7 protein-coding genes and 1 pseudogene are annotated in these 9,591 nt (G+C 61.0%); 3 read left to right on the top strand and 5 right to left on the bottom strand.

Annotated features, from left to right (window positions below; genetic code table 11):
• From G520_RS25240 to G520_RS0114895, 3 genes and pseudogenes are all read right to left on the bottom strand, one after another.
• Window positions 1-503: pseudogene (locus G520_RS25240) on the bottom strand (hypothetical protein); the annotation flags it as partial.
• Window positions 500-922 carry a DNA polymerase III subunit chi gene (locus tag G520_RS0114900; RefSeq protein WP_028536344.1) on the bottom strand — a complete coding sequence of 141 codons (423 nt, stop codon included), beginning with the start codon at window positions 920-922 and terminating at the stop codon, window positions 500-502. The pseudogene G520_RS25240 and the gene G520_RS0114900, both read right to left, overlap by 4 nt.
• Window positions 909-2,474 (bottom strand): leucyl aminopeptidase, encoded by a 1,566-nt coding sequence (locus tag G520_RS0114895; protein ID WP_028536343.1) that lies wholly within the window; start codon window positions 2,472-2,474, stop codon window positions 909-911. The genes G520_RS0114900 and G520_RS0114895 overlap by 14 nt, the downstream gene beginning before the upstream one ends.
• 181 nt (window positions 2,475-2,655) lie before the next feature.
• On the opposite strand from G520_RS0114895, the gene lptF reads away from it, so the two are divergent.
• From lptF to G520_RS0114880, 3 genes are read left to right on the top strand one after another with little or no spacing between them, the layout of a single operon-like run.
• The gene (gene lptF / locus G520_RS0114890; RefSeq protein WP_028536342.1) at window positions 2,656-3,762 is read left to right on the top strand and encodes an LPS export ABC transporter permease LptF; all 1,107 of its coding nucleotides are present in this window, start codon (window positions 2,656-2,658) and stop codon (window positions 3,760-3,762) included.
• Between the two features lie 3 nt (window positions 3,763-3,765).
• Window positions 3,766-4,842, top strand: coding sequence for an LPS export ABC transporter permease LptG (gene lptG / locus G520_RS0114885; protein WP_028536341.1), 1,077 nt, complete (start codon window positions 3,766-3,768; stop codon window positions 4,840-4,842).
• A gap of 1 nt (window position 4,843) precedes the next feature.
• Window positions 4,844-7,414: a [protein-PII] uridylyltransferase gene (locus G520_RS0114880; RefSeq protein WP_028536340.1), complete on the top strand. Its 2,571-nt coding sequence runs from the start codon at window positions 4,844-4,846 to the stop codon at window positions 7,412-7,414.
• A 1-nt stretch (window position 7,415) separates the two neighbouring features.
• Here G520_RS0114880 and G520_RS0114875 read toward each other — a convergent pair whose 3' ends face one another.
• Window positions 7,416-8,474 (bottom strand): hypothetical protein, encoded by a 1,059-nt coding sequence (locus G520_RS0114875; protein ID WP_028536339.1) that lies wholly within the window; start codon window positions 8,472-8,474, stop codon window positions 7,416-7,418.
• Between the two features lie 208 nt (window positions 8,475-8,682).
• Window positions 8,683-9,591, bottom strand: a complete 909-nt coding sequence (locus G520_RS0114870) for a polysaccharide deacetylase family protein (protein WP_028536338.1) — start codon at window positions 9,589-9,591, stop codon at window positions 8,683-8,685.

Raw genomic sequence — 9,591 nt, 5'->3', positions numbered from 1 at the left:
TCGGGGATGATGGCCGATGCCAGCGGCGGTTCGGCTTCGACGCCCGGTTCCGGAATAGCAGGCCGTGTCGGAGCCGCCTCAACCGGTGGAACCACTGGCACCGCACGCGACATCAGGGCCCCGAGCCCGGAGACGGGTATCGCCGCGCCACCATCGTCCCCGCTGCCCGCCGCAGGAGGCAGCAACTGATCGAGGACCATTTCGTCCGGTTCCTCAACCGATAGCTCCAGCGACGGCAGATGCCGGAAATCCAGCGGAACATCGCTGACCGGCTCATCGTCCAAATCGACGACATCTTCCAGCAGCAGCTCGGAAGGAATATCCAGTTCGACCGCAGCGCCCTGCTCCATCGCGGTCTTCATGTCTTCCAGTTCGGCACTAAAATCGAAGTCGGGAACATCGACGCCATCCGGCGTCGACTCGTAAAGTTCGGCAATTTCGGTCAATACCGGCAATTCCAGCGATTGCAAGTCTGCCGGGGACGGCTTCTGCGGCTCGGTCATGCGTGGCTCATGTCATGGTGTTCGATCGCGCATCCGCGCGCACGATAGACGCGGAAACGTTCGCGCGCCACGGCCAGCGACGTCTCGTCGCGGCCGACGATCTCCAGAATACGCGAAAACTCGTGGTAACGGTCAGGCAGTTCACGTCCCAGGTTCAGCAGCACCGACGGCAGTTCCGAGTCGGGCAGCACACACCCCAGCCACAGCGGGGTGTCGGCGGCTTCAGCCGCCTCCGCCGCGCAATGGGGAACAAACAGCGTGTCGCCCAAACTCCACAGCCGCCGGCTGAACGCCCCCTGTTGCTCACGATCGTCAAACAGGATCAGCAGGCGTTCGCCCTTGCGAAATACGGTCTGCGCGAGCCGGCAAGCAAAACCCTGGGGATCGTCGACCTGGGTATAAAAATCAATCCGCGTCATCTTCTGCCGTTTCAGGAGCTTCCCGCCGCGGCCGCCCGCGCCTGACCACATTGCCCAAGGCAATGTCGGCCCTGTCCTGCAGATATTGCACCAGGAGCGGAACCGGACGGCCGGTGGCTCCCATGTCCTTGCCGCTCTTCCACGCTGTTCCGGCGATATCCAGATGCGCCCAGTCGAAGTTCTTGGCGAAACGCGACAGGAAGCAGGCCGCGGTGATGCTGCCTGCAGGACGCCCGCCGATGTTTGCCATATCCGCAGACGGGCTTTTCAGCATTTCCTGATATTCATCCCATACCGGCATATGCCAGGCACGGTCGCCGACTTCCTCGCCTGCCGCCACCAGATCGCGCGCCAGCGCATCCTGGTTGCTGAACAAGCCGGTGGCGACATGCCCCAGCGCGACGACGCAGGCGCCGGTCAAGGTCGCCACGTCAACGACGACGGCGGGATTGAAACGCTCGACATAGGTCAGGGCATCGCACAGAATCAGGCGGCCTTCGGCATCGGTATTGAGAATTTCGATGGTCTGCCCCGACATCGACTTGACGATATCGCCCGGCTTGACCGCATTTCCAGCCGGCATGTTCTCGCAGCTAGGAACAACGACAACCAGATTCAGCGGCAGTTTCATTTCCACGGCCGCACGGAATGCTCCGAGCACGGAGGCGGCCCCGCACATATCGAACTTCATCTCTCCCATGCCCTCGCCGGGCTTGAGAGAAATACCGCCCGAGTCGAAGGTGATGCCCTTGCCAACGAGGACCACCGGACGCTCTTCGCGGTTCTTGCCCCCCCAGTGGCGCAGCACGATAAACCGCGGCGCCTCGACGCTGCCGCGTGCGACGGCAAGGAAGGATTCCATTCCCAGCGCCGCTATTTCGTCCTGACCGAGGATTTCGACATCGGAGGCAAACGCGGCAGCCAACTCGCGCGCCTGCGTGGCCAGATAGTCCGGCGTGCAGATATTGCCTGGCAAGTTGCCCAGATCTTTCGCCAGCTTCATGCCGTGACTGATCGCCAAACCGCGCAGCAACCCTTTTTCGCCATCGGCCAGGTCGCTGCGACGCGGCACCGCCAATGTCAGTTTCCGCGGCTCGCGCACCACGTCTTCGTTGCGGGTCTTGAAACGGTCGAAGCGGTACAGGGCATCCAGAGTCACCACCGCGGCCTGTTCGACCATCCACTCGACATCGTGCTTTTTGACCGGAAGTTCGCTCAGATAGCTGACCGCTTCGTTGGCGGAAGTCTGGGTCAGCGCCTTGATCGATGCGCGAATCGCCTCGCGGTACTCTTTGGCGCGAAAATCACGCTCTTTCCCCAGGCCGACCAGCATCACGCGATCGCACAAGGCATGTGGCACCGAATGCAGGATCAGCGTGCTTCCCAGCTTGCCCTCCATATCGCCCCGGCGCAGCACATCGCCGATGAAACCGTTGGAGATGCGATCCAGCAGATCGGCAGCCAAGGTCAGCTTGCGCGTTTCGTAAACGCCGACAATCACGCAAGCGACGCGCTGTTTTTCCGGGCTGCCGCTTTTTATGTTAAATTCCATATGTACTCCCGTAGATAACGAGTGCCAGCTGCCAAGATCAGGCATGGGTCATCAGGCGCGTTTCGCAGGAGTCGGCAACGATTTTGCCGCACCCCGAATTCGACCGAAAACGGCGCTTCTGAACCTTCGAATTGAATTATCACTACGCTTATCACAAAAAGTCAAAAAAGGCATCGCATCCATGGTTTTTCAAAAAAGCCTGATTAGAGAATTGACTTTTACCGCCATCGGCGTTTTTGTCGTACTTTTGGCCATTCTCGCATCAACCCAGGCAATCAACCTGCTAGGCCGCGCAGCGGAGGGACAGATCGCCAATGACGCGGTCGCCGCCCTGATCGGTTTCTGGACGCTGGGACTTTTCCCGGTACTACTCATTCTTACGGTTTTTGTCAGCGTAATGATCGTGCTCACGCGCCTGTGGCGCGAGCACGAGATGTCCATCTGGCTCACCGCCGGCCTGCCCTTGTCGAGCCTGCTCGGCCCGGTGCTGCGCTTTGCCGTTCCGCTTTCCATCCTGGTCGGCATCGTGTCCTGCTGGGTCGGCCCCTGGGCCGATCAGCGCAGCCAACAATATGCCGAACTATTGAAACAGCGGGAAGAAATTTCCGCGATCGCTCCCGGCGTGTTCAAGGAATCGGCCGGATCGAATCGCGTCTACTTCGTGGAAAGTTTCGCCGGCCACAACGGATTCGCCAGTAATATCTTCTTCCAGGACATGACAAACGACAATGTCTCGACGATATTTGCCCGATCCGGCCATATTTCGACAGACGGCGACGGACAGCGGCAACTCGTTCTGGAGGACGGCCAGCGTTATATCGGACAACCCGGCAAGGCCAATTACGACGTCATGGCATTCAAGCGCTACACGGTCGCCATCAGCGAGTCGCACAAGCTGGCGGGCGGCATCGGCCAGAGCCGCCAGGCCCAGAGCATGAAGCAGCTGCTCGCCCGCGGCAACGACCAGGAGGCGCGCGCGGAGATCGCATGGCGCCTGTCGCTACCGCTGAGCTGTCTGGTATTGGCGATACTCGCGCTGCCCCTGTCCTACTTCAACCCGCGCAGCGGGCACACTTACAATCTGGTGCTGGCGATTCTGATCTACTTTCTGTATCAGAACGGTCTGACACTGATTCGCAACAACATCCTGCGCGGCGAACTGCATCCCGCCTCCCTCCTTCTCGTCCATGCTGCCTTCCTGCTCTTCGCCTTCGCCGGGCTCGCCTATCGCAACCGGCCCAGCGCGACATTAGCGCAGACCCTGAAAAGCATGTTCCGGAAAGCCTGAGCCATGAAACTGATTTACCGCTACATATTCCGTGCACTGAGCCAGAGTACTCTGTTCACCCTGCTCGCCCTGCTCGGTCTGTATGGCTTCTTCGATGTGATACAGGAAGTCCCCCAGCTAGGCCAGGGCAGCTACAACATGTCGACCATGATCAGCTATATCGCCTTGCTGATACCCGGCCATGCTTATGAGCTGATGCCGCTGGCCGTGCTGATTGGCGCGATGGTGGCGATGACGCAACTAGTCACCAGCAGCGAATACACCATCATCCGCACCAGCGGCATCACGCTGGCGCAGATCGCCGGCACCCTGTTTGCGTTCGGGCTCGCCTTTGCCGTTCTCACTGTCGGGCTCGGCGAGTTCGGAGCCCCCTACGCGCAGCAGGAGGCCGAACGGATCAAATTGCAATCGACGCGCTCGATGGTGGCTCAAGAGTTCCGTTCCGGGATATGGGTCAAGGACAATGCCAATTTCATTAATGTCCATGAAATGCTACCAGATACGACTTTGCTCGGAATTCGCATCTACAGCTACGACAGCGATTATCGGCTGGTCCGCACGCGCCTGGCGCAGCGCGGCACTTATTTGCCGCAAACCCGCGCCTGGCGCTTGCAGAACGTCAGCGAAACACTGCTGTCGCCAACCGGAACCCGCGCGCTGTTTTATCCCGAGATAGAATGGAAATCCGTCATCGAGCCGACGATTCTCAATGTATTGCTGGTGGTGCCCGAACAAATGTCGGCGATGAACCTCATGACCTATATCGAGCACTTGAAGACCAACAAGCAGAAAACCCAGCGCTACGAAATTGCACTATGGGGCAAGCTTTTCTACCCGCTGGCCTGCATCTCGATGGCGCTGGTCGCGCTGGCGTTTACGCCACGCCAGCGCCGGCACGGCCAGTTAGGGATACGACTGTTCGCCGGCATCTGCCTCGGAGTCGCCTTCCACTTCATCAACCGGCTCTTCGGCTACCTTGGCCTGCTGCACGACTGGAATCCTATCCTGTCCGCCACCTTGCCGACGCTGTTGTTTCTGCTGGCCGGCGTGACCCTCATTCTGCGCCAGGAAAGCCGTTGAAATGAACGACAGCACCGCCTCGCAATGCCGCCTCTGGCGCAACGCCCTCAACGAGGAGCGAAAGCTGCTGGCCGATGCCTATCGCAGCAACCGCAACCCGCTGGCCTACCTGAAAGGGCACAGCCTCGCGGTGGATCAACTGATCCGCGAGCAATGGCTCGCGCTCGGATTAGGCGAAGAAGCGGCGCTGGTCGCCGTCGGCGGTTATGGCCGTGGCCAGTTGTTCCCGCAGTCCGACATCGACCTCCTGATTCTGCTGCCCGAAGAAAACGATAGCCTGAACGAACGGGTCAGCCAGCTGATCAGCCAGATGTGGGACAGCGGCATCGAGGTCGGCCATAGCGTGCGCACCGTAGCGGAATGCATGAGCGAGGCGGCGGGCGACATCACCATCGAGACCAATCTGCTGGAGAACCGGCTCATCGCCGGCGACACCGCGCTGCACGCCGCCATGACCCAGGCCATGGAAAAACAGCGCAATGCGCTCGCCTTTTTCGAAGGCAAGCTGCTGGAGCAGCAGCAACGGCATAACCGCTACTTCGGCTCGGCCAACAATCTGGAGCCGAACATCAAGGAAAGCCCGGGAGGCTTGCGCGACCTTCAGACCATTCAGTGGATCAGCAAGTCCATCGCACTGGGCGACACCTGGGACGCCTTGGTCCGCCGCGGCATTCTGACCCTGCCGGAAGCCCGTCTGATCAAGCACGGCGAAAAGCAACTGCAGAAGCTGCGCATCGACCTGCACCTGCTCGCACGCCGGCGCGAAGACCGCCTGATTTTCGACCTGCAACATCAGATGGGGCAGGCCTGGGGGTTTGAGGACAAACCGGGACAACGCGCGAGCGAACAGGTCATGCAGCTGTACTACCGTGCGGCGCGCACGGTAGTACAGCTCAACGGCATCCTGCTGCCCAATCTGCGTTCGCGGATTTTTTCCCAGATACCGCGGCGTACGGAAAATCTCAACAAGTCGTTCTTTTCGATCAACGGCCTGCTCGACATTCGTCATGCCGATGTTTTCGAACGCTCCCCTACCGCCATCCTCGACGCCTTCCTGATGCTGCAGCGCCACCCGGAACTCAGCGGATTCGCCCCGCGCGCGCTGCGCGCGCTGTGGCATGCGCGCGCCCGCATCAACGAACGCTTTCGCCGCGACCCGGTCAATCGGGCGCTCTTCATCGAAATACTGCGCTCGCCGGGACTCACGCACTGCCTGCGTCGCATGAATCTGTACGGCGTACTTGGCAAGTACCTGCCCAAGTTCGGCCGTATCGTCGGCCAGATGCAGCATGATCTGTTCCACGTCTACACCGTCGACGAGCACATTCTGATGGTGGTCCGCAATTTGCGCCGTTATGCGGTCAGCGAATTCAACCACGAGTACCCCTATCTTTCCCGGTTGATGAACGACTTTGACCGACCCGAGGTCCTCTACGTGGCCGGTCTGTTCCACGATATCGCCAAAGGCCGCGGCGGAGACCATTCGACACTGGGCATCGCCGACGCACGCGAGTTCTGCGCCGGCCACGGCCTGTCCGGACAGGACACCGAGCTGGTTGCCTTCCTGGTCGCACACCATCTGACCATGTCGACCACGGCGCAGAAGCAGGACATCTACGATCCGGAAACCGTCCACCGCTTCGCCGAGATCGTCGGCGATGCCCGGCATCTGACAGCGCTCTACCTGCTGACCACGGCGGACATTCGCGGAACCAGCCCCAAGGTCTGGAACGCGTGGAAGGCCAAACTACTGGAAGACCTCTATCACGCCACGCTCCGGCTGCTGATGCGCGGCGGTGAAATCGATGCCGACTCGGAGCTGGAAGAACGCAAATCGCAGGCGCGAGCGATGCTCAGGCTGCATGCGCTACCGGAAAAAGTCGAAGAACGGCTGTGGAAAGAGCTGGATACCGTCTACTTCCTGCGCCACGAAGCGAGGGAGATCGCCTGGCATGCGCGCCTGCTCAACCGACTCGTCGAAAGCCCCACCCCCGTGGTCAAGGCCCGGCTATCCGACGATCGCGAAGGCATACAAGTCCTGGTTTACACGCCGGACCAGCCTGCACTGTTCGTGCGCTTATGCGCCTTCTTCGGCCGTGCCAGCTACAGCATCGCCGACGCCAAGGTTTACACCACCCGCCACGGCTATGCTCTGGACACCTTCCACGTATTCATCCCCGAACACCATGAAGGCGATTATCGCGACATGATCAACTTCATCGAATTCGAACTCGCCAGCTGCCTCAGCCGGCCGGACGACGAGGTCGCACTGCCGGCCAGCGGCCGCATCAGCCGGCACCTCAAACACTTCCCCATCACGCCGCAGGTGGTCGTACGCGCCGATGACAAGGGCGCCTACCGCGTCCTGTCATTGGTGGCCGGCGATCGACCGGGCCTGCTCGCCCGCATCGCCGCGGTGCTGTCGCGCCACGGCATCAACGTCCATTCGGCCAAGATCATGACCCTGGGCGGACGGGTGGAAGACTCGTTCCAGATCAGCGGCCCGGGTCTCGGAGACGACAGGATCATCGTCGCGCTGGAGACCGAGCTTATCGCTGCACTGAGCGTATGATTCACGCCGCCGGTTGCCAGTTGTTGTCGTTCTGGAACACTCTGGGCGGCAGGCGACGACCGGAAGGATCGATGAGTTCCAGCTTGGCGATATAGGGTAATTCGGGGAACCGGATGATATCGCCGTTGATCGTCAGTGTGCGCTCCAGCACCTCGTGCCGAATACTGATCGTCGTTTTGGCGTTATACACGGTAATCGTCCATTCTTGCGGCACCGGAGACTGCCAGGCTAGCGAGACCCGGCGCAAACGTCGCGACGGGGTCGCACCGAAAGTAAATTCGTGCTTTCGGCTACGCGCTTGCAGGGCCCCGAGCTTGACCTCGATTCCGTTGCGACAGGCAAAATCGACACTGGCCAGGCTGATCGCCCACTGCGTAGGCAGGGCGGCGCTGGAATCGTCGCGCAGCACGTATTCGAACGGCGGCGTGGCAAAAATCAGTTGCTGACGCCCCCCCAGGCTGGTCAATTCATATCTGACTTGTTTCACCTGACGCTCCCAGCTGACGCCATAGCGATCGATCAGCGTCACGACACCCACATCGGGAAACAAGACGGTCTGCCCAGGATCCGCCAGTCTCACATCGACAGTGACCGGACTCGTCTCCTGAATCCGCATCATGCCAACCTTGCAATCCTTCCAGTTCAAATAAAACAAAGGCTGCAGGCTGTGCTCGTCCGTGGCGCTCGCGCCTGCCGCCGCGCAGTCGTCCATCGCCCAGCCGTAGGTGTTGCGCGCGGAGTATGGCAGCACAACAGGGGTTCCGGGCTGCGGCAGGGCGACGACCCCGTCCTGCCGCAAGCGCCAGGCCTTGAGCGGACTGAATGCGGGACCGCCGCACACCGGCATCGCATCAGGTGAAGACTGCGCGTTGCGATACAACAGATGGCTGTCGAAAACGGCGCGCAGCCGATTTTCGAACAGGCTGAGCCCGGTAATGACAGCCGTGCCCGGCATCATCACGCGACCATCATAGCGGTAGCCGCCGTCAACGCAGCTGTCGTACCAATCCGAGACAAGCTCGGCAATGGCCCGCGAAGCGGCCGCACTGTGTTCCCGCATAGCAATCCCCCCCTCACGCAATGACACCTTAGTGCCCAAATAGCAGTATTCACTTAATATACTTATTGCTAAATGTTTATAATATGGCCGTAAGGCCAGTTGCATGGAAGCAAAAAAAGGAGTAGACCGGAGGGGTCGAAAAAATGGCGCGACCCGGTCGCGCCATCCTATAGAGCCCCCCGCAAGGCGGCAGGCCGAATGCGCGGCGCTAGCGCGCCGCGCCCTGCAAGGCAAGCAGGCCGCTACGGCCAGCCAGCTCGCCCATCTCAACATGACAACGCGGCAAGCGCGTCACATCGAGCCCGGCAAACAGCTCGTTGACGGCAACCAGCCGATAGCCCTGTGCCCGCCACCCGGTCAGCAAGCGGTCGAGCACGCCCAGCAGCTTCATGCCTTCGAGCTCGGCATGCAGCGTGTAAACATGCCCGCCGGAAGGCGCCTCGCGCGTCATCGACAGCAGGCGCTCGTGAACATTTTCCGCATCGACGCCGTCCAGACCGATCAATTCATCCAGCGTCGGCAAGGTCGTCGGCAACTGCGGCACACCGAATTCGCGTCCGCCAGCGTCGACAGGGACGAAAGGCTCTCGCCCGCGCGTATCCGAAGCATAGCGAAAGCCGAGCTCGGCCTCGAGCGCATAGGCATCGGCATTCATCTGCCAGCCGGCGGCGCCATGCGTCGCCGCAGCGACGCCAAAGATATCGCGAAACCGGTGCGCCGCACGTTCCATTTCAACCCGCGTCCAGGCCGCATCCTTGTGCGCAACAAAGTCCTGCCAGCGGATATGATCCCAGGTATGGATGCCGACTTCGAAGCCGGCATCGCGCACCGAGCGCATCAGCGCGGCCTCGCGGCGACCGATGTCCGGCCCCGGCAACAGGGTGCCGTACAACAGCGAGCGAATGCCGTAGTGCTCGACCACCGATGTGCGCGAAACCTTCTGCAGGAACCCTTTACGGAATACCCGACGGATCGCGCGCCCGGTGTGGTCGGGCCCCAGGCTGAACAGGAAAGTCGCCCCTGCCTGGTGGCGGCGCAACAATTCAACCAGACGCGGCACCCCTTCGCGGGTCCCGCGCCAGGTATCGACATCGACCTTGAGCGCAAGCAGGGACAT

The sequence above is a fragment of the Paludibacterium yongneupense DSM 18731 genome (genome assembly GCF_000422925.1).
Taxonomy (GTDB): Bacteria; Pseudomonadota; Gammaproteobacteria; order Burkholderiales; family Chromobacteriaceae; genus Paludibacterium; species Paludibacterium yongneupense.
This window is presented reverse-complemented; position numbering and strand designations above follow the sequence as displayed.

Bases quoted from the DNA above. Each gene is read 5' to 3' on its own strand.
- G520_RS0114900 (WP_028536344.1), bottom strand. From the start codon at position 922: ATGACGCGGATTGATTTTTATACCCAGGTCGACGATCCCCAGGGTTTT.
- G520_RS0114895 (WP_028536343.1), bottom strand. From the start codon at position 2,474: ATGGAATTTAACATAAAAAGCGGCAGCCCGGAAAAACAGCGCGTCGCT.
- lptF (WP_028536342.1), top strand. From the start codon at position 2,656: ATGGTTTTTCAAAAAAGCCTGATTAGAGAATTGACTTTTACCGCCATC.
- lptG (WP_028536341.1), top strand. From the start codon at position 3,766: ATGAAACTGATTTACCGCTACATATTCCGTGCACTGAGCCAGAGTACT.
- G520_RS0114880 (WP_028536340.1), top strand. From the start codon at position 4,844: ATGAACGACAGCACCGCCTCGCAATGCCGCCTCTGGCGCAACGCCCTC.
- G520_RS0114875 (WP_028536339.1), bottom strand. From the start codon at position 8,474: ATGCGGGAACACAGTGCGGCCGCTTCGCGGGCCATTGCCGAGCTTGTC.
- G520_RS0114870 (WP_028536338.1), bottom strand. From the start codon at position 9,591: ATGTCCCTGCTTGCGCTCAAGGTCGATGTCGATACCTGGCGCGGGACC.